Raw genomic sequence first — 22,243 nt, 5'->3', positions numbered from 1 at the left:
TATTCTTAATATATAATTTATAATTGGGACTGGCTACTTATGTAGTTGGTCCCTTACTCTTTTACAATATCAATAATCAAAAATATGTTTTACACAATATGAGATGTGATACTATTTACAATAGTGGCAGATATTAAAATGTAGAGTTGGGGTGTGGCAGAATGAAGACAGTATACTATCATATAGATGTTAATTCGGCGTTTTTAAGTTGGGAAGCATTATATCTTCTTGAAACAGGGCAACTTGATTATGATCTTAGAGAGAAGTGTGCAATTATTGGTGGAGATGAGACTAAGAGACATGGAATCGTTCTTGCAAAATCAACCAGTGCCAAGAGATATGGAATACAGACGGCAGAACCTGTAATAAAAGCAAGGCAAAAATGTCCAAACCTTATAGTTGTGCCACCTCACTATGAGAATTATGTAAAAAGATCGTCCGAATTTATTACATTATTAAAAGAATATGCACCGGTAGTTGAACAGTATAGTATTGATGAAGCATTCTGCGATATGAGTGGTACGCAGAATCTGTATGGTAATCTTGATGAATTCGCATATATATTAAAAGAAAAAATATATAAGACACTTGGTTTTACAGTTAATATAGGAATATCTGATACAAAGTTTCTTGCAAAGATGGCATCAGACTTTGAAAAACCAGACAAAGTCCATACCTTGTATTCCGATGAGATAAGAGAAAAGTTATGGCCGCTTAAAGTTGATGATATGCTATTTGTAGGAAGGCAGACCGCATTAAAACTTCATAAGCTTGGAATCAATACAATTGGTGATATTGCTTTGATGGATAAGACATTGCTAGAGCAGAATTTTAAAAAGCAGGGCATTACAATGTGGAACTGTGCTAACGGAAAAGAGATGCCTGGAATAACAGGCAAAGAAGTAGCAAACAGAGGGTATAGTAATGAAGTTACACTTCCTCATGATATCTGTGATGCAGGAGTTGCAAAGACTGTAATATTGTCATTATGTGAGACTGTTAGTGCAAGAATACGAGTAGATAAAGCATATATAAGCGTTGTATCAGTAGGAATATTAGATTGTGAGTTTGAATATCATCAAAAGCAGGTGACGCTTTGTGAACCAACTAATATTACGGAGACGATATATGAAAATGCCGCAGAAATATTTGATAAATTGTGGAATAAAAGTCCTATAAGGCTTATAAGTGTAAGATGTGCAAAGGCTGTAAGAGAGAACTATATGCAATATACACTTTTTGGACAGGAGAAAAATGAAAAGCTATCTAAACTTGACAGTGCAATTGATTCTATACGTCAAAAATATGGTGATGATTCGATAAAACGAGCCTGTTTTGCTAAGAAAGCTAAAAAAGATGATAATTCTAAATAAAGAACAGTCTAAAAATAAAGAACAATAAAAAAAGAATAAAAAGTGGGAAAAAAGATATAAAGTTTGTAAAAAAAATATCCGATACACAACGATATAGAATTTTATGTAAAGTAAAATGGTGGGATGTGGATTGTTGAGATATATTGGTATCATTAAAAATGGGGTAATGTGGTATGAAGAATGAAGACAGAATGGATGTAATTAGAAAGATTATGTCAGAGATAATAAAAAGTAAATATGCGAATGTTGAAAAGACAAGAAAAATGTGTTACAGACTTATAGAAATGTCAGAAAAAGAACACTACAATTATGGCATAGCATTTGGTAATTACTATTTATGTGAACTTTGTATGTATGAAGATGATATTGATGGCATGATAAGTGGTGTAATTGATTTTATACCATATGTAACAGACAACAGATTTAATGATCTGCTTATGCGTTCATATAATATTCTCGGAATAGCATTCTATATGAAAGGCAACCTTATTACAGCAATGGACTATCTGCTAAAAGCAGCAGAGTGTAAGGAATGCGATGATTATGAAGCAATTCTTGCATTGGTATATGGAAACATATCATGTATATATGGATCAATAGATGCATATGAAGACCAGCTAAGATGTTGTAAAAAGACATATGAGTTATATAGAAAACAAACAGAAAGACCTGAACTTATAGTTCCAAAGATGCTTGCTGTAATTAATATGGCGGATGTATATCTCAAACTTGGTGAAATTGAAAAAGCAGGTAAATGTCTCAAAAAAATCGAAAATCATAAACAGCGGGATAAGATAAAAGAGGTGGCATGGTTTGATTACAGTGTTCTTATGTTCAAATATGAATTTTTATCAGGCAATTATGAAAAAGCATACGAATGTCTGGATACAATAAGTAATGCTGATGCCGGAATATTCGATCAGAGAATACGGTTTGAGGGATACATTGATGTATGCACGATGCTTATTGAACATGGAGAATATGCAAGAATAACAGGCATGATTGATTATCTTACACAGAAAGCAAAGACACCTGAGATAAGAAGACTAAAGATAGCTTTGGCAGAACTTGAAGTAAGTTACTATAAAGCAATAGAAGATAAAGAGAATCTGTTTAAAGCATATGAAAAGTTCTATGAATATAAGATGCAGCTTAGGGAAAAAGAAGCTGAAGATAATCTTGTAAGTCTCAAAGCAAGGATAGCACTAAAAAAAGCGATGGATGATAAAATTGAGATTATGAAAAATAATAGTGAGCTTAAGAATCTTGCAGAGATAGATGAACTTACAACATTGCCTAACAGAAGAAAATATGAGATAGTAATTAATGAGATGCATAGAGAAGCAGTATTAAAAAGAGTAAATCTTGGAGTTATACTTATTGATGTTGACTGCTTCAAACAATATAATGATACATATGGACATGTAAAAGGAGACAGCTGCCTTAGAAAAATCGGAAAACAGATAAAAAATGAGATGAATGAAAATATACTCTGTGCGAGGTATGGCGGAGATGAGTTTTGCGTAATATTGCTTAATAAGAGTAATGAGTTTGTTATAAAATGTGCAAAACGGATTGAAAATAGCATATCAAAGCTAGATATAAGGCATGAGACATCGACAAGACTTGATAAAGTCAGTATAACAACAGGAGTATGCAATTATGTGCCGGATGAATTAAGTACAATAGAAGAATTTATCAACAAGGCAGATGAGAATCTATACCATATAAAACATCAGTGGAAAACAGACAAAAATGATAAAACAAATAAAAGTCTTGCAATATAGCCATTTTGATGTTATACTGATAGTGATAGAAGTAATAGAAACGACGTAAAAGAAAGAGTGGATGCAAGTCCACTCTTTATATTTTGTTTGAAAGGTGGTGTTGTTAGATGACAAAGAGAGAAACTTATGAAATGAATACAGAAGAATTATTAAAACCGATAATAGCGGAGAATAATTTTGAACTTGTTGATGTTGAATTCGTAAAAGAAGGTTCTAACTGGTATCTAAGAGCTTATATTGACAAGGAAGGTGGAATTACAGTTGACGATTGTGAGCTTGTAAGCAGAGCATTAAGCGATTTGCTTGATGAAAAAGATTTTATTGATGAGGCATACATTCTGGAAGTTAGTTCACCCGGACTTGGACGTCCACTTAAGAAAGACAAAGATTTTGTCAGAAGTATTGGTGAAGAAGTAGAGATAAAGCTTTTTCGTGCAATTAATAAACAAAAAGATTACACCGGATATCTTAAAGCTTATGATAAAGATACTGTTACAATCGAAGATGAAGACGAAAATGAGATGGTATTTGAGAGAAGCAATATAGCGCTTATAAGATTGGCACTTGATTTTTAAAAGAGAGTGCATCTAAGGAGGAAGAAAAATGAATAAAGAATTAATAGAATCACTTAACATCATTGAAAAAGAGAAAGATATCAGCAAAGATATTCTTCTTGAAGCAATTGAGAACTCACTTATTACAGCATGTAAGAATCACTTTGGAAAATCAGATAATATAAAAGTATCAATCAACAGAGAAAATGGTGATTTTCATGTAATAGCTGAGAAAACAGTTGTAGAAAATGTTGAAGATGATCTTATGGAGATAAGTTTAGATGAAGCAAAACTTATAAATCCAAAGTTTGATCTTGGCGATATTGTTAATGTTGAGATTAAATCCAAAGAATTTGGACGTATTGCAACACAGAATGCAAAGAATGTTATACTTCAAAAGATTCGTGAAGAAGAGAGAAAAGTATTATATAGCCAGTACTACGAAAAAGAAAAAGACATAGTAACAGGTATTGTACAGAGATATGTTGGCAAAAATATAAGTATTAATCTTGGTAAAGTAGATGCAGTATTAACAGAAGCAGAACAAGTAAAAGGCGAAGTATTCATGCCAACAGAACGAGTTAAAGTATACATTGTTGAAGTAAAAGACACAACAAAAGGACCTAAAGTTGTTGTATCAAGAACACATCCTGAACTTGTAAAGAGATTATTCGAAGAAGAAGTATCAGAAGTAAAAGATGGTATAGTAGAGATTAAGAGTATCTCAAGAGAAGCCGGTTCAAGAACAAAGATTGCTGTATGGTCTAACAATCCTGATGTAGATCCAGTTGGTGCATGTGTAGGTCTTAATGGAGCAAGAGTCAATGCCATAGTTGCTGAACTTAGAGGAGAGAAGATTGATATAATTAACTGGAGCGAAGATCCTGCAGTATTAATTGAGAATGCATTAAGTCCTGCAAAAGTAGTATCAGTAGATGCTAATGAAGAAGAGAAGACAGCAAAAGTAGTAGTTCCTGATTATCAGTTATCACTCGCAATCGGTAAAGAAGGACAGAATGCAAGACTTGCAGCTAAACTTACAGGATATAAGATTGATATCAAGAGTGAGACACAGGCAAAAGAAAATCAGGAAATGTAGGATGTGATATCATGGGAACAACTAAGAAAATTCCAATGAGACAATGCATAGGATGTCAGGAGATGAAGAGCAAGAAAGAACTCATAAGAGTTCTAAAGACTTGTGATGAAGAGATTGTTGTAGATACAACAGGCAAGAAGAATGGAAGAGGTGCATATCTTTGTAAAAATGCGGAATGTCTTAAGAAAGCAAAAAAGACAAAAAGTCTTGAGCGTTCACTAAAAGTTGATATTCCAACAGACGTATTTGAGCAGTTAGAAAAGGAGCTTGATAATATTGAAACAAGATAGAATACTTTCACTTCTCGGCCTCACTACAAAAGCAGGAGCCGTTGTAAGTGGTGAATTTTCGACAGAAAAGGCAGTTAAGTCAGATAAAGCTTTTGCTGTTATTGTAGCAGATGATGCTTCAGATAATACGAAAAAAATGTTTACAAATATGTGTACTTACTATGATGTACCTATCTATTTTTATAGCGACAAAGAATCATTAGGTCATGCTATAGGAAAAGAAAAAAGAGCCTCATTAGCAATTACGAATGAAGGGTTTGCAAAATCAATAGAAAAATTGTTTGGCAACATGGGTAACGAATAAATTAAAAAAGCAGGAGGTAGTAAGTATGGCAAAACTAAGAGTTCATGAATTCGCAAAACAGATTGATGTAAGCAGTAAAGAGATTCTAAGAATACTAAAAGAACATAACATTGATATAAAAGCAGCAATGAGCATTATACCGGAGGAGGCAATGGATATAGTTAAGAAAGAGTTAAACATCAGTGACAAAACTGAAAATGTGGAGCATACAAAAGAAGAAACAAAGAAGAACAATAATGGTAATGCCAAGAATAAAGATGAGAAGAATAACAATGCCGGTTCTTCTAAGAATAATAGAGACAATAATGTAAAGAATAATAAAAATAATAGTAACAACAATAACAATAGCAACAATAATAAAAATAACAGGAACGGTAATAATAAGAATAGTAATATGAAGAATAAGAATATTAATAAACAACAGGAAGCTCCAAAGCAGCAGCCAAAAGAGCAAGAAGAGGAAGAAACAATCAAAGTGATTACACTTCCTGAGACATTAACAATTAAAGAACTAGCAGATAAACTTAAAATACAGGCTTCAGCACTTGTTAAGAAGATGTTTCTTGCAGGTAAGATAGTAACAATTAATCAGGAGATAGACTTTGATACAGCATCAGAGATAGCACTTGAATACAATTGCATAGCTGAAGAAGAAGTAAAAGTTAATGCGATTGAAGAATTATTAAAAGAAGATGAAGAGAACGAAGAAGATCTTGTACCAAGACCACCAGTTGTATGTGTTATGGGTCATGTTGACCATGGTAAGACATCACTTCTTGATGCAATTCGTTCAACTAATGTAATATCACAAGAAGCAGGTGGAATCACACAGCATATAGGTGCATATGTTGTTGAATGTAACGGACAGAAGATTACATTCCTTGATACACCAGGACATGAAGCATTTACAGCAATGAGAATGAGAGGTGCAATGTCAACAGATATTGCTATTCTTGTAGTTGCAGCTGATGATGGTGTAATGCCACAGACTGTAGAAGCGATAAGCCATGCAAAAGCAGCTGGTGTAGAGATAATTGTAGCAGTTAATAAGATGGATAAACCAAGTGCTAACATCGAGAGAGTTAAACAGGAACTTGTTGAACATGAGTTAGTAGCAGAAGACTGGGGCGGTGATACAATCTTTGTACCAGTATCTGCAAGAACAAGAGAAGGAATTGATACACTTCTTGAGATGATTCTTTTAACAGCAGAGATGAAAGAATTAAAAGCTAATCCTAATAGAAAAGCAAGAGGTCTTGTAATAGAAGCAAAACTTGATAAAGGAAAAGGTCCTGTAGCCAATATTCTCGTTCAAAAGGGTACATTACATGTTGGTGATACAGTAGCAGCAGGCTCATGTCATGGTAAGATTAGAGCAATGATGGATGATAAAGGCAGAAGACTTAAAGAAGCAGGTCCATCAACACCTGTTGAAGTATTAGGTCTTAATGATGTCCCTAATGCAGGTGAGATTATTATAGCAACTGAGAATGAAAAAGAAGCAAGAAACTTTGCAGAGACATTCATTCGTGAGAGCAGAGAGAGATTACTTGATGATACTAAGTCAAAACTATCACTTGATGATTTATTCTCACAGATTCAGGCTGGTAATGTAAAAGAACTTGGAATTATTGTAAAAGCAGATGTTCAGGGTTCAGTTGAAGCTGTAAAACAGAGTCTTGTGAAATTATCAAACGATGAAGTTGTTGTAAAGATAATCCATGGTGGTGTTGGTGCAATTAATGAATCAGATGTTTCACTTGCTTCAGCATCTAATGCAATTATCATTGGTTTTAACGTAAGACCGGATAATATGGCAAAACAGATGGCAGAGAGAGAAAAAGTTGATGTCAGACTTTACAGAGTTATATATAATGCAATTGAAGATGTAGAAGCAGCCATGAAAGGTATGTTAGATCCTGAATATGAAGAAAAAGTAATCGGACAGCTTGAAGTTCGTCAGATATACAAAGCATCAGGCGTAGGAACAATCGCAGGTTCTTATGTAGTAAAAGGTAAGATTACAAAAGCAAGTACAGTTAGAATCTTAAGAGATTCAGTTGTAATATATGAAGGTCCTTTAGCATCACTTAAGAGATTTAAAGATGATGTTAAAGAAGTAACAGAAGGATATGAATGTGGCCTTGTATTTGAAAAATTTAATGATGTAAAGGAAATGGATATCATCGAAGCATATATTATGGAAGAGATTCCAAGATAGTAGAGGTATTGATTATGAGAAAGAACAGCATTAAAAATACAAGAATAAATGGTGAAGTATTAAAAGAACTTAGCAATATTATTCGAGGTGAGATAAAAGATCCACGAATTAATCCTATGACTTCAGTTGTAGCAGTTGAAGTAGCACCGGATCTTAAGAGTTGTAAAGCATATATAAGTGTTCTTGGTGATGAAGAATCACAATTAAATACGATTGCAGGTCTTAAGAGTGCAGAAGGATTTATCCGTATGAAACTTGCAAAGAGTGTTAATCTTAGAAATACACCTGAGATTAAGTTTATTCTTGACCAGTCTATTGAGTATGGTGTTAATATGTCAAAGATGATAGATGAAGTCAACAAGAATATAAAACATGATGATGGAAAGGACGCCGAATAGAATGATTAAGCCTGAAAACTTATTAAGTAATGTTAAGACTATAGGCATTACAGGTCATATAAAACCGGACGGTGATTGTGTTGGCGCAAGTCTTGCGATATACAATTATATAAAAGATAATATGCCGGATATAGATGTTGACGTATATTTAGAAGAGTTTCCGGTTGTATTTAATTTTTTAAATGGTGCAGATTGTGTTAAGCGCAATTGTAATGAAGATAAAGTTTATGACTTGTTTATTACAGTAGATTCAAGTGATCTTGAGAGAATAGGTAAAGCGAAGAAGTATTACGACTGTGCAAAGAAGACACTTTGTATAGATCATCATATAACTAATAGTGGATTTGGCGATGAAAGATATATTCTTTCAGACGCCAGTTCATGTTGTGAAGTGCTATATGATCTTCTTGATGAAGATAAGATATCTAAGAATACTGCTGAATGTATATATACAGGTATTGTGCATGATACAGGAGTATTTAAGTATGAACAGACATCTGCAAAGACAATGCTTGTTGCATCAAAGATGATGGATAAGGGAATTGATTTTACTTCAATCATTGATGATACTTATTATAAAAAGACATACATACAGAATCAGATTCTTGGCAGAGCACTTCTTGAGAGTACTAAGATACTCGATGGTAAATGCATATTCTCAATACTTCACAGACGTGAGATGGAATTCTATAATGCACATCAGGAGGATCTTGAAGGGATTGTTGAGATGCTTCGTAATACAAAAGGTGTTGAAGTAGCAATATTTGCATACGAAATAGGATTTCAAAAATACAAAGTAAGTCTTAGAAGTAATGAATGTGTTGACGTAAGCCGTATAGCACTTAATTTTGGTGGCGGCGGTCATATAAGAGCAGCAGGATGTACGATTAATGGGCAGCAGTTTGATGTAATAAATAGTATTACTTATTATATAGAACAGCAGCTTGATAAGGAGTAATAATATAAATGATTAATGGTATAATTAACGTCTATAAAGAAAAAGATTTTACTTCACATGATGTTGTTGCAAAGTTAAGAGGTATTTTAAAACAGAAGAAGATTGGTCATACAGGAACCCTCGATCCACAAGCGACGGGGGTTCTTCCTGTGTGCCTTGGTAAAGGAACAAAACTTTGCGATATGTTAACAGATAGAGATAAAGAGTATGAAGCAGTAATGCTTCTTGGTAAAACGACAGATACTGAAGATACAACAGGAAAGATCTTAACAGAGAATGAAGTAGATGTAACTGATGAAGAGATCACACAGACTGTAATGAGTTTTCTTGGAAGCTATGATCAGATACCGCCTATGTACTCTGCACTTAAAGTAAATGGCAAAAAGCTCTATGATTATGCGAGAGCAGGAATTGAAATCGAAAGAAAAAGTCGTGAAGTTACAATATATGAGATAAAGATTGTATCAATAGAACAGCCAAGAGTAACATTCAGAGTAAGATGTTCAAAAGGTACTTATATAAGAACATTATGTAAAGATATAGGCGAGAAACTTGGATGTGGAGCATGTATGGATGAACTTAAGCGAACGATGGTTGGAAGATTTGAACTTAAAGATGCTCTTACACTTTCTCAGATAGAAGAGTATGTTAAGAATGGTAGTATTAATCAGATAGTTCATAATATAGATGAGATGTTTGAACATCTTAACAGATATATAGTATCTGAGAAGTATAATAAGTTTTTATATAATGGTAATGCTTTAAAAAAAGAGTGGTTTACAGATGATGAGAGTGTTGATTCACAGATAAGGATATATGATTGTAAAGGCGAATTTTATGGCATATATAGTTATAATAAAATAAGAGATGAATATAAACCAGATAAGATTTTTTATGACAATGAAGCTGGGTGATAAGCATGGAATATATTAGAGAAACAGCAGATTTTAAGATTGAAAAAGATACAGTACTTACGCTTGGCAAATTCGATGGTATACATAAAGGACATAGAAAACTTATAGATACAGTATTAAGTAAAGCTTATGAAAATAATATGTATTCAGCAGTTTTTACCTTTAATATAGCACCATCATTTGCTATAAAAGATGATAAGCACAGACTTCTCACGACAAATGAAGAAAAAAGAGAGGTATTTGAAAAGAAAGGTATAGACTATCTTATAGAATATCCTTTTTCAAAAGAAACAGCATCAATGGAGCCTGAAGATTTTATTAAAAAAGTTATAAAAGATAGAATTAATGCAAAAATAGTTGTTGCTGGAACAGATTTTCATTTCGGACATAATAGAGAAGGCGATGTAACACTTTTAGAAAAGTTACAGGATAAGTATGATTATAAACTTATAGTTGTTGAAAAAGCAAAGTATGATAAAGAAGAGATAAGCAGTACTCTTGTCAGGAGATTTTTACAGGCAGGCGATATAAGAATGGTCAATGAGCTTATGGGTGAACCATTTTTTATAAGAGAGAAGATTATACATGGCAATGAGATTGGAAGAACAATCAATATACCTACGATTAATATGAGACCTGCTAATATTAAATTACTTCCACCTAATGGAGTCTATGCATCAACCGTCAATATAGATGGAAAATGTTACAAAAGCGTTACTAATATAGGATACAAGCCAACTGTTGAGAATATAAAGGTTATGGGAGTGGAGACTTATATTATAGATTATGATGGAGATCTTTATGACAGGATACTTGATGTCTGTCTCTATGACAGAATAAGGGAAGAACGTAAGTTTAATTCGTTAGATGAACTTGCAAAACAAATGCAAAATGATATACAAAAGACAAAATTAATTGACATCTAAAAGTTATATGGTATAATTACTCTGTAATAAATTTAACATTTATGTAACAATTATAGGGTATACTACTAATACATTATGATGAATAGTTAATTGGAGGATAATTATGAATAAGAGAACTACTAATATAGGTGCAGCATGTTTAGTAGGTGTTGTACTTATTGGCAGCATGGTATTTACAATAAACGATAATAAGAATGATATAGACAGTGCCAATGCTAATGTTTTATCAAGCGAGATAGTAAAAGAAGAAACAGTAATCGAAGAAAGCGATGGAGCAATTAATACAAGCGGAGCAGAAGATTATAATGTAATGCTTGCTAATGAAGAGCAGGCTGTTGCAGAATCAGTTGAAGAGACAACAGAAGCAGCGACAGAAGCAGCGACAGAAGCACCTAAGACTATCCCAGGTTATACTAATCTTGGAATGGCTAATGTAGATGGCTATCTTAATGTAAGAGAACAGCCTACAACAGAATCATCTGTAGTAGGTAAGATACCGACTAATGGTGCATGTGAGATAATACAGACACTTGATGGATGGTATCAGATAACATCAGGAAGTGTATCAGGATATGTAAGTGCAGAATTTATCTTAACAGGTGATGATGCATATAATAAAGCACTTGAAGTACAGTCAGAAGTAGCGATTGTAACCTGTGATGTGCTTAATCTTAGAGAGCAGCCTAATACAGAAAGTGAGGTTATGGATCAAGTGGCAACAGGTCAGGAACTTGAGATTATCTCAAAAAGAGATGATAATTGGGTAGAGATAAAAGTCGATGATGCGACAACAGGATTTGCATGTACAGATTTCGTTGAATGTAAAGTTGTTCTTCCAACAGGATTTACAATGCAGGAGCTAGAAGTTCAGGTTGAACAAGGAATAACACAAAAGAGAGTTGATATATGCGAATATGCCAAACAGTTCCTTGGTAATCCTTATGTATGGGGTGGTACAAGCCTTACTAATGGTTGTGATTGTTCCGGTTTTGTAAAAGGTGTCTATGAACATTTTGGTTACTATTTAAGCAGAACATCAGCAGCACAGGCTAATAATGGAACAAGAGTATCATTAGATGAGTTAAAACCAGGAGATCTTGTATTCTATTCGAATGGTTCAAGAATTAACCATGTAGCTATGTATATAGGTAATGGTCAGATTATTCAGGCAAAAAGTGAAAAATATGGTATCGTAATCTCAGGATTCGATTATAGAAGTCCATATTGTGCAGTAAGAATTATCAATGATTAATAGTAGTTCACTAATGTGGCTAGATTAATTATATTCATATATTACTAGATTGATTATATTTATATGTTACTTGATATCAGGCAGTCATAAGCAGAACAGTTATGACTGCCTTGTTGTATAAGATGATAGTACTTTACAAAAACTTTTTTTGGAAGTATAATTAGACACAGTTTAAAGGAAATAATAATGTATATATATTACATTTTATAGAAAGAAGGATATTAGATATGACAAAAGTTGATATTATGTCAGGTTTTCTTGGAGCCGGAAAGACAACATTAATAAAAAAATTATTAAAAGAAGCATTTAAAGGTGAAAAAGTAGTACTTATTGAGAATGAATTTGGTGAGATTGGTATTGATGGCGGATTCTTAAAAGAAGCAGGAGTTCAGATTACAGAGATGAATTCAGGATGTATCTGCTGTTCATTAGTAGGCGATTTTGGCAAAGCATTAAAAGAAGTTGTTGAGACATATCATCCAGATAGAGTAATTATCGAACCATCAGGTGTAGGTAAACTTTCAGATGTTATTGTTGCTGTTAATAATGTACTTACACAAGATATGGTACTTAATAGCTTTACAGCTGTAGTTGATGGATTAAAATGTAAGATGTATATGAAGAATTTCGGTGAATTCTTCAATAATCAGGTTGAAAGTGCCAAGACAATTGTAATAAGCAGAAGCCAGAAGTTACCACAGGCAAAACTTGATGAATGTGTTGCAATGTTAAGAGAACATAATAGCGAAGCTGCAATTATTACAACACCATGGGAAGAACTTGATGGTAATAAGATTGTAGAAGCAATGGAGAAAAAAGAATCTTTTGAAGAAGAACTTTTAAAAGCTGCAATAGAATTACATGAAGAACATGAACATGAGCATCATCATCATTATGATGAAGACGGAGTATGCTCATGTGGACATCACCATGACGATGATGAAGAAGAACATGAACATCATCATCACGATGGCGAATGTTGTCATCACGATCATGAAGAAGAACACGAACATCATCATCACGATGGCGAATGTTGTCATCACGATCATGAAGAAGAACACGAACATCATCACGATGGTGGATGCTGCCATCACGATGATGAAGAAGAACATGAACATCATCACCATGATGGAGAATGTGGATGTGGACATCATCATGATCATCACCATGCAGATGATGTATTCACAAGCTGGGGTAAGGAGACACCTCGTAAATATACAAAAGAAGAGATTGAAGAAGCTCTTAAAGTACTTGCTGATACAACAGAAGTTGGTGCAATATTAAGAGCAAAAGGAATGGTACCTGATGTTAATGGAGAGTGGATCTTCTTTGACCTTGTACCAGGTGAATATGAGATTAGAAAAGGAACACCAGAATATACAGGAAGATTATGTGTAATCGGTACAGACCTTAAAGAAGACAAGATTATGGAATTATTCCATTTAAACTAATCAGATAATTAGATAATTATATACAATGTATATGCTTTAGCCTGATTATGATAAGTATATGCATTGTATATAGATCCAATTGAATTAATCGGAGGTAATATATGGATATACCAGTATTTTTGGTAAATGGATTTCTTGAAAGTGGTAAGACTCTTTTTATACAGGAAGTTATAAAAGAGGGTCAGTTTGATGAAGCAGGAAGTGTACTTTTAGTAGCTTGCGAAGAAGGTATAGAAGAATATGATATGGCGTTTTTGAAACAGAAAAAAGTTCATCTGGAGATCGTTGAGAATGAAGAAGATCTCAATGAGAATTTCTTCAGTGAATGTCAAAAAAGATACAGACCAGATGCAATTATGATAGAATATAATGGTATGTGGGATGCAGAGCGTGTATTTAATATAAAACTTCCAAGAAGATGGGGAATTGTACAGGTTATCGTAACAGTTGATACAACTACATTTACATCTTATTGGAACAATATGCGTTCACTTATGGTTAATCAGTTTAAGGAAGCTGATATGGTAGTATTTAACAGATGCGAAGGTCAGGTTAAAAAATCTTCATTAAGAGCCAGTGTAAGAGGTGTTAATCCTGGAGCACAGATAATATATGAATCAAGTGAAGGTGTAACAGATAAGATAGATGATGATGATCTTCCATTTGATATAAAAGCAGATGTAATAGAGATTGCAGATACAGATTTTGGACTTTGGTATGTTGATGCGATAGATAATCCTAAAAAATATGAAGGTAAGACAGTTAAATTCAAAGGACAGGCATATCGCAATCCTAAGATGGGTAAGACAGCATTTGTACCGGGAAGATTTGCTATGACATGTTGTGCAGATGATGTTGGATTTGTCGGTTTTTATTGTAATTATGAGAATGCCGGCTTACTCAAACAAAAAGACTGGGTTATGGTAACTGCAGATATTAAAGTTGAATATAAAGAAGATTATCAGGGCGAAGGACCTGTTTTATATGCTAAGAATGTTGAACCATGTGAAAAAGCAGAACAGGATCTTGTATACTTTAGTTAATATTATTAATATTATATCAGGCAGAATAATATAATAGAGTAGATATTATAATAAAATCTTCTATTAGGTATATGTCAAGATAATGATAAAAAAATTCTACTTGTAAAAATATATTATCTGTGATAGTATAGATAAGTATGATTTAGCCGGTATTCAGATTGTGGAGACTCCAACCTATTCTTAATATCAGGCGATATATATAATTTTAAGGAGGAATATCATTATGATATCAAAAGAAAAGAAAGCAGAACTTATTAAAGCATATGGTAGAACACCAGAAGATACAGGTTCACCAGAAGTTCAGATCGCAATCCTTACAGAGAGAATTGCTGAGTTAACAGAACATTTAAAAACACATCAGAAAGATCATCATTCAAGAAGAGGTCTTTTAAAGATGGTAGGTCAGAGAAGAGGTTTACTTGAATACTTAAAGAAAACTGATATCGAAGGATACCGTACTTTAATAGCTAAATTAGGAATCAGAAAATAATGATTTCTGTATGCTGCCACTTATGTGGCAGCATTTTGTTTAAGTAAGCAATTAACTGATTAATCAAAATATATGTCAAGATATACTTAATTATATATAAGACTAATCAACATGTTGCTTAGAATGTTATGATGGTCATAAAAGATATATAGTATGTCGATTATGAACCATACAGACAATATTATTATCTGTTGATTTTTAATTTTTAAATGTGTAGACAATAATAATAATATATTGTAAAATAAAGGATAGGTCAGAAGAATATTCCCGAGACCACTCAAAAGCATATTTTTTATAAAAAATTTGGATTGTGGATTGGTAAAGTATGTTTTTTAGTAGTTTCGGTGTCTTCTGAACAAAAATATTACAAAAATTTAGAAAGGAAAAGCAATAAAATCTGATTAGATAGTTTTTATTGCAGAGTGACTATGTACAAAAGTTATAGTATGGAACTTGCCGGAAGAACTCTTACATTAGACATCGGCAGAGTAGCAAAACAGGCTAATGGTGCAGTATTAATGCATTATGGTGATACTGTTGTATTATCAACAGCAACAGCATCAGAAAAACCAAGAGAAGGAATAGATTTCTTCCCTTTAAGTGTAGAATATGAAGAAAAGTTATATTCAGTAGGTAAGATACCTGGCGGATTTAATAAAAGAGAAGGTAAAGCATCAGAGAATGCAATTCTTACATCAAGAGTTATTGACCGTCCAATGAGACCACTTTTCCCAAAAGATTATAGAAATGATGTAACTATTAATAATATGGTTATGTCAGTTGATCCTGAATGTAGTCCGGAACTTACAGCAATGCTCGGATCAGCTATTGCAACTGCTATATCAGATATTCCATTTGATGGTCCATGTGCTACAACACAGGTTGGTTTAATTGATGGACAGTTTGTATTTAACCCTAATTCAGCACAGAATGCAAAATCAGATTTAAAACTTACAGTTGCATCAACAAGCGAGAAAGTAATTATGATCGAAGCAGGAGCTAATGAAGTTCCTGAAGATGTGATGATCGAAGCAATATATGCAGCTCATGAAGTTAATCAGCAGGTAATCGCATTCATCAACAAAGTAGTTGCTGAAGTTGGTAAGCCAAAACATTCTTATGAGAGTTGTGCAATTCCAGCTGAATTATTTGATGCAATGAAAGAAATCGTTACACCAGAAGAGATGGAAGTTGCTGTATTCACAGATGAGAAACAGCAAAGAGAAGAGAATATCAGAGTAATCAGAGAGAAGATGGAAGAAGCATTCGCTGAGAATGAAGAATGGCTTGCAGTTCTTGATGAAGCATTATATCAGTATCAGAAGAAGACTGTAAGAAAGATGATTCTTAGAGATCACAAGAGACCAGATGGACGTGATATTACAGAGATTAGACCTCTTGCAGCTGAAGTTGATCTAATTCCTAGAGTTCATGGTTCAGCTATGTTCACTCGTGGACAGACACAGATCTGTAATGTATGTACTCTTGCTCCATTATCAGAAGCACAGAAACTTGATGGTCTTGATGAAAACGAGACATCAAAGAGATATATGCATCATTATAACTTCCCTGCATATTCAGTAGGTGAGACAAAAGTATCAAGAGGTCCGGGACGTCGTGAGATTGGACATGGTGCATTAGCAGAGAGAGCATTACTTCCAGTACTTCCAAGTGAAGAAGAGTTCCCTTATGCTATTCGTACAGTATCTGAGACATTTGAGTCTAATGGTTCTACATCAATGGCATCAACATGTGCTTCATGTATGTCACTTATGGCAGCAGGTGTTCCTATTAAGAAGATGGTTGCAGGTATATCATGTGGACTTGTAACAGGAGATCATGATGATGATTATGTATTATTAACAGATATTCAGGGACTTGAAGATTTCTTCGGAGATATGGATTTCAAGGTAACTGGTACAGATGCAGGTATAACAGCAATTCAGATGGATATTAAGATTCATGGACTTACAAGAGATATTGTTGAAGGTGCTATTAAGAGATGTAGACAGGCTAGAATGTTTATCATGGAGAATTGTATGAGCAAAGCAATTGCTGAGCCAAGAAAAGAAGTTGGCAAGTATGCACCAAAGATTATCCAGATTAAGATTGATCCATCAAAGATTGGTGATGTTGTAGGACAGAAAGGTAAGACAATTAATGCAATTATTGATGCAACTGGTGTTAAGATAGATATCTCAGATGAAGGTGCAGTATCAATCTGTGGAGTTGACATTGATAAGATCAATGAAGCTAAGAGAATGATTGAGATTATAACAACAGATTTTGAAGAAGGACAGATCTTAGAAGGCAAAGTAATAAGCATTAAAGAATTTGGTGCATTCCTTGAATTTGCTCCAGGAAAAGAAGGTATGGTTCATATCTCAAAGATATCTAAAGACAGAGTTGAACATGTAGAAGATGTACTTACATTAGGCGATGTTGTAAAAGTTGTATGTCTTGGAAAAGATAAGATGGGAAGAATAAGCTTTAGTATAAAAGATGTAAAATAGTATAAATACAAAATTGTACTATATTATATCATTGTAGTTATAAGACGATATATAGAGAGTATCAATAGTGGTACTCTCTATTTTTGTATACAGAGATATTATATACATTTACATATTGTATATAATATCTCTGTATACAATATGTAAATGTATATAATATATTAGTGTATAGAAAAATGCATACAAAATAATAAAAAAGTAACATTATAGCTTAAAATATTAAATTTTCAGTAAAAAGTAAACTAATTATTAAAAAATATCACAAGGATTGTATTCTTTACTGAAATTTGATATAATCAAAAAGTACTTTTTGATTGCTTTATGAAGTTATATTTGAGTTATACCGGTTATAAAAATATGCGACAAAGGAAGGTGCATGTAAGTGACGGAGATACATGAACTCAGTAACGGAATAAAAGTTGTAATCGAGAACATTTCATTTTACAGATCAGTTTCGTTTGGCGTGTGGATAAAAGCAGGTTCTGTATATGAAAATGATACCAATAATGGTATATCACATATGATAGAGCATATGATGTTCAAAGGAACAAAAGTGCATAGTGCAAAAGACATAGCTGATACAATGACAGCAATTGGTGGCAATATGAATGCATTTACAAGCAAAGAATGTACATGCTTTTATGCACGAACACTTGATACACATCTTGATACGGCGATTGAACTGATAGGCGATATGTTATGTAATTCTCTTATTGATGATGAGAGCCTTGAGAAAGAGAAAAAAGTTGTAGTTGAAGAGATTGCAATGTATGAAGATTCTCCAGATGATATGGTACATGAGATGCTGCAATATAATATATGGAAGAATCATCCTCTAGGTTATATTATCTCAGGACCTAAGACCAATGTAAAAGGCTTTACAAGAGACGATCTAAGAAGATATATTGGAAAACATTATACAGGTGAGAATATAGTTATATCGATTGCAGGTAATGTTAACGTAAAGGCAGTTCTTAATAAACTTGAGAAGTGCTTTGGAAAGTTAAAAAGAGGTAAAAAAGTAGAGATAATTGAAAAGCCACTGTATAACAGATGCTTCTATTCGGATAACAAGGATGTTGAACAGGCACATTTAAATATAGCATTTGATGCAGTATCATATTATGATGAAGATAGGTTTTCAATGAGTATTATTAATTCAATACTTGGAGGCAGTATTAATTCAGTTCTGTTTCAAAGAATAAGAGAAGAACTAGGACTTACCTATTCAATATATTCTTATGGCAGTTCATTTAGTGATGCAGGACTTTTGCATATATATGCCTCATCTAATCCGACTCAGATCTATAGTGTATTTATGAAGATAAGCGAAGTATTAGAAGATTTTAAAAAAACCGGAATACCAAAGAAGCAGCTAGAACAGACAAAAGAGCAATTAAAAACCGAGTTAATAATTGGTTCAGAAAGTACTAACAGCAGAATGAATTCAAATGCAAGGTCACTTATGTTTAAGAATAGAATAGTTACAACTGAAGATACCTTAGAGCATATTGATTCAGTCGATGGAGACTCAATTAACAAATGCCTTAATAAATATTTGAACCAGGGTATGAATAGTGTATCATTAATAGGACGTCTAAAAGATATTAATGTTGATGAGATACGAACAGCCTGGTGTAATTACTAGAATTGTTAGAATTACTAGAGTGTGATAATTACTGGAATATGAGAATGAAAAATAGTGTTTTAAAAGCTTAGATAAGTAATAAAATTTAAAAAAAGATATATATAATGCAGGAATAAGAAAAATATATCAATTGTGAAGATGCGATATATGATTCTTATTCCTGCATTTGCTATTCCTACATTTTTTTGAAAAATATATATTCTAAGAAAAATATGCTTTGAGAAAAATATATTTCTTAGAGCATATATTAAAATTTGACTTCGCTTTTGATTCATATATAAAATTTTCGTTTGTCATAGGCGGAAACCCACTAACTTTAGGTGGTGGGAGTAACCTTGTAAATTTGTATCCGTAGTATTAGATAAATCAAGACAAAGAAAAAACCCAGAAGGCTTGGGGGAACCTTCCGGGTTAAGTACACTTTTCCGAACGTGTACATAATAGGGGATTGCGTATGCAATGGTCGTGTGGATTGAAAATTGTTTTTTCAACTTACGAGTATATAATATCATCTGAAAGAGTTAGTGACAATCGGACAAAAGTACATATTTTCTAGTACTATGTATCTATTTTTAACCTGTTTATAGGTAAAATGATATATTGGATATTAGTTTAATTGAAGATTATTACGATAATAAGATATATGGACGGATTTGAGTACGATATTGTATGTAATCCTTATTCGAAATTATAGATATACATGCAATAATTGTAGAAATCTTTGTAAAAATAATTGCAAAAATCTTTGTAAAAATCTTTGTAAAAATATGTAATAAGTGAGGCGGGTGTAAGTATGAAGGATTTAGATACTAAGATGGCATTTAGTAAAATGAAATATTGTCCGGATTGTGGAATTAAGATGATATATAAACATGCTGGAATATATGAATGTCCACAATGTGGCAAGATGGACAAAGACGATTTTGGTAAGGTTAAGACTTTTCTTGATGAGAATGGACCAACTCCGGCAGCGATAGTGTCTCAGGAGACAGGCGTTCCGATGATAACAATTAATGAATTCTTAAGACTTGGCAAAGTTGAGATACCTGAGAATTCAGATGTATTTATAAAGTGTGAAAAGTGTGGAACAGATATTAGATATGGAAGATATTGTCCGGAGTGTATTAAAAGTCTGTCAAATAAGATAAGGGGAGCACTTGCTGAAGATGTCGTTGGTGAAAAACCAAGACGCAAGCGAATTGGAGAACAAGATAATAATAAGATGTTTTTCTTAGATAAAAGAAGATAATCCGTTACAAGCGGATTATCTTCTTTTATCTATTTAGATGGTTTATGATGTTCAAGATCAACAATATATTTTTCTGCCCATAATTTTAAAGATTGTGCATTTTCAGATATCTTATCAAGAGAATCTAATACAGAGTTGAATTCTTCATATTCATCTTCCGTTACAACACCATCTTCAGCAATTGCAATAAGCCTTGCACGCAAAGAGTCTATATTTTTTAAAGAACCAAGGACTCGTAATGCAACACGATCAAATTCCTGAATGTCAAGTTCTTTGACTGTCTTTTTTCCTATAGGACATTCATGAGAACAATATTGATTACATAATTCTGGAGAATGATATGCATCAGCCAACATAAGTACTTCTTCAGGATAAGGAACGATATTGCCAAGTTCAATTCTTGCAAGTCTTGTTCGGTCTATACCAATAGCTTCAGCAGCACTTTCACGGCTTGAATATACGTCATCTTTTTCAGAAGCTTCATATCGTGCAATACAGAACACGTTATCAGCTGCTTTAGTTGCTTTTTTACCCATTTTTAACATTTCCTTTCTGTGGTAAAGTGATATATTTAGTACTGTACATTATTATAAGGGATTGTGAAATATTAATCAATAAGAAATATGGGAATATATGTCAAATATTGTATGTGGTAGCGACAAGAATATAAGTTGTGGGTAAATATGATAAGAAAATTGAAATAATTGCTTATTAACTATGTGGTTTTGTTAAAATGGATATTTTTTAAATATAGATATGTGTTGTAGTTTATTAAGTTCATTAAGATTAAGTTCATTAAGAAAAAGATAAGAAACATACTCTTGCGATTTTTGGTTCATACTAGTATAATTTAACGGTATTTAAGAATCGTATCGGGCATATTATAATATGATAAGGTTGTTAATTATAATAAAATGGTAATTTAGGAGGAGAAAATGGATTTTATCGAGTTTTTGAAAGTACTTGTGCTTGGAATTGTTGAAGGAATTACTGAATGGCTTCCAATAAGTAGTACAGGTCATATGATTTTAGTAGAACAATTTGTAAAGCTTAATGTATCAGATGCATTTATGGAGATGTTTAGAGTTGTAATACAGCTTGGTGCTATAATGGCTGTTGTGGTGTTGTATTTTAACAAGTTGTGGCCATTTACTACACCAAAAAAAGGATGGGTAAAAAAAGATACATGGAGTCTGTGGTTTAAAGTAATTGTAGCAGTACTTCCAGCACTAGTAATTGGACTTCCATTTGATGATATTTTAGATAAATATCTATACAAACCATCAGTAGTAGGGATAACTCTTATTCTATATGGTATATTATTCATTATCATTGAGAATCGCAATAAGACAAGAAAATTTACTGTTAATTCATTTGATGAACTTACATATAAGCATGCACTTATTATAGGTATGTTCCAGGTGCTTGCGTTAGTTCCGGGAACATCAAGATCCGGTTCAACAATCCTTGGAGCAATGTTAATAGGAACATCAAGATATATATCTGCTGAGTTTAGTTTTTATCTTGCTATACCTGTTATGTTTGGAGCAAGTCTTCTTAAGATTATAAAGTTTGGACTTAATTTTACAGGTACAGAAATAACAGTACTTCTCACAGGTATGATATCAGCATTTGTTGTATCTATAATTGCTATTAAGTTCTTTATGGGATATATTAAGACAAAAGACTTTAAAGCATTTGGATATTATAGAATTGTACTTGGTATTATAGTTATTCTGTATTTTATAATAAAATAATAAGATGCCAGAGTTA

20 protein-coding genes are annotated in these 22,243 nt (G+C 32.9%); 19 read left to right on the top strand and 1 reads right to left on the bottom strand.

The window, feature by feature from the left end; all coding sequences use genetic code 11:
• The first annotated feature begins 161 nt into the window (after positions 1-161).
• The 18 genes from KQI85_RS04455 to KQI85_RS04370 all read left to right on the top strand — a co-directional run bounded on the left by KQI85_RS04455 (position 162) and on the right by KQI85_RS04370 (position 20,470).
• On the top strand, positions 162-1,373 hold the full coding sequence (locus KQI85_RS04455) for a DNA polymerase IV (RefSeq protein ID WP_216574891.1): 1,212 nt from the start codon (positions 162-164) through the stop codon (positions 1,371-1,373).
• Positions 1,374-1,546: 173 nt separating this feature from the next.
• A complete protein-coding gene (locus tag KQI85_RS04450; RefSeq protein WP_216574890.1) occupies positions 1,547-3,160 on the top strand; it encodes a GGDEF domain-containing protein in 1,614 nt (537 codons plus the stop codon).
• A 107-nt stretch (positions 3,161-3,267) separates the two neighbouring features.
• On the top strand, positions 3,268-3,735 hold the full coding sequence (gene rimP / locus KQI85_RS04445; RefSeq protein ID WP_216574889.1) for a ribosome maturation factor RimP: 468 nt from the start codon (positions 3,268-3,270) through the stop codon (positions 3,733-3,735).
• 28 nt (positions 3,736-3,763) lie between these two features.
• Positions 3,764-4,813: a transcription termination factor NusA gene (nusA, locus tag KQI85_RS04440; RefSeq protein WP_216574888.1), complete on the top strand. Its 1,050-nt coding sequence runs from the start codon at positions 3,764-3,766 to the stop codon at positions 4,811-4,813.
• 11 nt (positions 4,814-4,824) lie between these two features.
• Positions 4,825-5,103 carry an RNase P modulator RnpM gene (rnpM, locus tag KQI85_RS04435; protein WP_216574887.1) on the top strand — a complete coding sequence of 93 codons (279 nt, stop codon included), beginning with the start codon at positions 4,825-4,827 and terminating at the stop codon, positions 5,101-5,103.
• Positions 5,090-5,407, top strand: a complete 318-nt coding sequence (locus KQI85_RS04430; RefSeq protein WP_216574886.1) for a ribosomal L7Ae/L30e/S12e/Gadd45 family protein — start codon at positions 5,090-5,092, stop codon at positions 5,405-5,407. The genes rnpM and KQI85_RS04430 overlap by 14 nt, the downstream gene beginning before the upstream one ends.
• Positions 5,408-5,432: 25 nt before the next feature.
• Entirely contained in the window at positions 5,433-7,628 is a 2,196-nt protein-coding gene (gene infB / locus KQI85_RS04425) for a translation initiation factor IF-2 (protein ID WP_216574885.1), read from the top strand.
• Between the two features lie 14 nt (positions 7,629-7,642).
• Positions 7,643-8,026, top strand: a complete 384-nt coding sequence (gene rbfA / locus KQI85_RS04420) for a 30S ribosome-binding factor RbfA (protein ID WP_216574884.1) — start codon at positions 7,643-7,645, stop codon at positions 8,024-8,026.
• Between the two features lies 1 nt (position 8,027).
• Positions 8,028-8,984, top strand: a complete 957-nt coding sequence (locus tag KQI85_RS04415; protein WP_216574883.1) for a bifunctional oligoribonuclease/PAP phosphatase NrnA — start codon at positions 8,028-8,030, stop codon at positions 8,982-8,984.
• A gap of 8 nt (positions 8,985-8,992) precedes the next feature.
• Complete coding sequence (gene truB / locus KQI85_RS04410) at positions 8,993-9,898, top strand: tRNA pseudouridine(55) synthase TruB (protein WP_216574882.1); 906 nt, start codon at positions 8,993-8,995, stop codon at positions 9,896-9,898.
• 5 nt (positions 9,899-9,903) lie between these two features.
• Positions 9,904-10,824, top strand: coding sequence for a bifunctional riboflavin kinase/FAD synthetase (locus tag KQI85_RS04405; RefSeq protein ID WP_216574881.1), 921 nt, complete (start codon positions 9,904-9,906; stop codon positions 10,822-10,824).
• Positions 10,825-10,927: 103 nt separating this feature from the next.
• Complete coding sequence (locus tag KQI85_RS04400; RefSeq protein ID WP_216574880.1) at positions 10,928-12,076, top strand: SH3 domain-containing C40 family peptidase; 1,149 nt, start codon at positions 10,928-10,930, stop codon at positions 12,074-12,076.
• A 227-nt stretch (positions 12,077-12,303) separates the two neighbouring features.
• Positions 12,304-13,527: a CobW family GTP-binding protein gene (locus tag KQI85_RS04395; RefSeq protein ID WP_216574879.1), complete on the top strand. Its 1,224-nt coding sequence runs from the start codon at positions 12,304-12,306 to the stop codon at positions 13,525-13,527.
• A gap of 101 nt (positions 13,528-13,628) precedes the next feature.
• Positions 13,629-14,570, top strand: coding sequence for a GTP-binding protein (locus tag KQI85_RS04390; protein WP_216574878.1), 942 nt, complete (start codon positions 13,629-13,631; stop codon positions 14,568-14,570).
• A gap of 223 nt (positions 14,571-14,793) precedes the next feature.
• On the top strand, positions 14,794-15,060 hold the full coding sequence (gene rpsO / locus KQI85_RS04385; RefSeq protein ID WP_216574877.1) for a 30S ribosomal protein S15: 267 nt from the start codon (positions 14,794-14,796) through the stop codon (positions 15,058-15,060).
• 428 nt (positions 15,061-15,488) lie between these two features.
• Positions 15,489-17,573, top strand: coding sequence for a polyribonucleotide nucleotidyltransferase (locus KQI85_RS04380; RefSeq protein WP_216574876.1), 2,085 nt, complete (start codon positions 15,489-15,491; stop codon positions 17,571-17,573).
• Between the two features lie 382 nt (positions 17,574-17,955).
• Complete coding sequence (locus KQI85_RS04375) at positions 17,956-19,221, top strand: pitrilysin family protein (RefSeq protein ID WP_216574875.1); 1,266 nt, start codon at positions 17,956-17,958, stop codon at positions 19,219-19,221.
• A 793-nt stretch (positions 19,222-20,014) separates the two neighbouring features.
• On the top strand, positions 20,015-20,470 hold the full coding sequence (locus tag KQI85_RS04370) for a hypothetical protein (protein WP_216574874.1): 456 nt from the start codon (positions 20,015-20,017) through the stop codon (positions 20,468-20,470).
• Between the two features lie 29 nt (positions 20,471-20,499).
• Here the strand turns inward: KQI85_RS04370 and KQI85_RS04365 are convergent, their stop codons facing one another.
• Positions 20,500-21,006, bottom strand: a complete 507-nt coding sequence (locus KQI85_RS04365; protein ID WP_216574873.1) for a helix-turn-helix transcriptional regulator — start codon at positions 21,004-21,006, stop codon at positions 20,500-20,502.
• A gap of 399 nt (positions 21,007-21,405) precedes the next feature.
• On the opposite strand from KQI85_RS04365, the gene KQI85_RS04360 reads away from it, so the two are divergent.
• A complete protein-coding gene (locus KQI85_RS04360; RefSeq protein ID WP_216574872.1) occupies positions 21,406-22,227 on the top strand; it encodes an undecaprenyl-diphosphate phosphatase in 822 nt (273 codons plus the stop codon).
• Positions 22,228-22,243: the final 16 nt, after the last annotated feature.

The sequence above is a fragment of the Falcatimonas sp. MSJ-15 genome, from assembly GCF_018918265.1.
In the GTDB taxonomy this organism is placed as follows: domain Bacteria; phylum Bacillota; class Clostridia; order Lachnospirales; family Lachnospiraceae; genus Falcatimonas.
The sequence above is the reverse complement of the archived record's forward strand: the minus strand, read 5'-3'. Positions and strand labels throughout refer to the sequence as shown.

Coding starts and splice junctions, on each gene's coding strand:
- KQI85_RS04400 (WP_216574880.1), top strand. CDS start 10,928: ATGAATAAGAGAACTACTAATATAGGTGCAGCATGTTTAGTAGGTGTT.
- KQI85_RS04450 (WP_216574890.1), top strand. CDS start 1,547: ATGAAGAATGAAGACAGAATGGATGTAATTAGAAAGATTATGTCAGAG.
- KQI85_RS04365 (WP_216574873.1), bottom strand. CDS start 21,006: ATGGGTAAAAAAGCAACTAAAGCAGCTGATAACGTGTTCTGTATTGCA.
- truB (WP_216574882.1), top strand. CDS start 8,993: ATGATTAATGGTATAATTAACGTCTATAAAGAAAAAGATTTTACTTCA.
- KQI85_RS04455 (WP_216574891.1), top strand. CDS start 162: ATGAAGACAGTATACTATCATATAGATGTTAATTCGGCGTTTTTAAGT.
- KQI85_RS04360 (WP_216574872.1), top strand. CDS start 21,406: ATGGATTTTATCGAGTTTTTGAAAGTACTTGTGCTTGGAATTGTTGAA.
- KQI85_RS04405 (WP_216574881.1), top strand. CDS start 9,904: ATGGAATATATTAGAGAAACAGCAGATTTTAAGATTGAAAAAGATACA.
- KQI85_RS04395 (WP_216574879.1), top strand. CDS start 12,304: ATGACAAAAGTTGATATTATGTCAGGTTTTCTTGGAGCCGGAAAGACA.
- rimP (WP_216574889.1), top strand. CDS start 3,268: ATGACAAAGAGAGAAACTTATGAAATGAATACAGAAGAATTATTAAAA.
- nusA (WP_216574888.1), top strand. CDS start 3,764: ATGAATAAAGAATTAATAGAATCACTTAACATCATTGAAAAAGAGAAA.
- KQI85_RS04415 (WP_216574883.1), top strand. CDS start 8,028: ATGATTAAGCCTGAAAACTTATTAAGTAATGTTAAGACTATAGGCATT.
- KQI85_RS04390 (WP_216574878.1), top strand. CDS start 13,629: ATGGATATACCAGTATTTTTGGTAAATGGATTTCTTGAAAGTGGTAAG.
- rnpM (WP_216574887.1), top strand. CDS start 4,825: ATGGGAACAACTAAGAAAATTCCAATGAGACAATGCATAGGATGTCAG.
- rpsO (WP_216574877.1), top strand. CDS start 14,794: ATGATATCAAAAGAAAAGAAAGCAGAACTTATTAAAGCATATGGTAGA.
- KQI85_RS04370 (WP_216574874.1), top strand. CDS start 20,015: ATGAAGGATTTAGATACTAAGATGGCATTTAGTAAAATGAAATATTGT.
- KQI85_RS04380 (WP_216574876.1), top strand. CDS start 15,489: ATGTACAAAAGTTATAGTATGGAACTTGCCGGAAGAACTCTTACATTA.
- rbfA (WP_216574884.1), top strand. CDS start 7,643: ATGAGAAAGAACAGCATTAAAAATACAAGAATAAATGGTGAAGTATTA.
- infB (WP_216574885.1), top strand. CDS start 5,433: ATGGCAAAACTAAGAGTTCATGAATTCGCAAAACAGATTGATGTAAGC.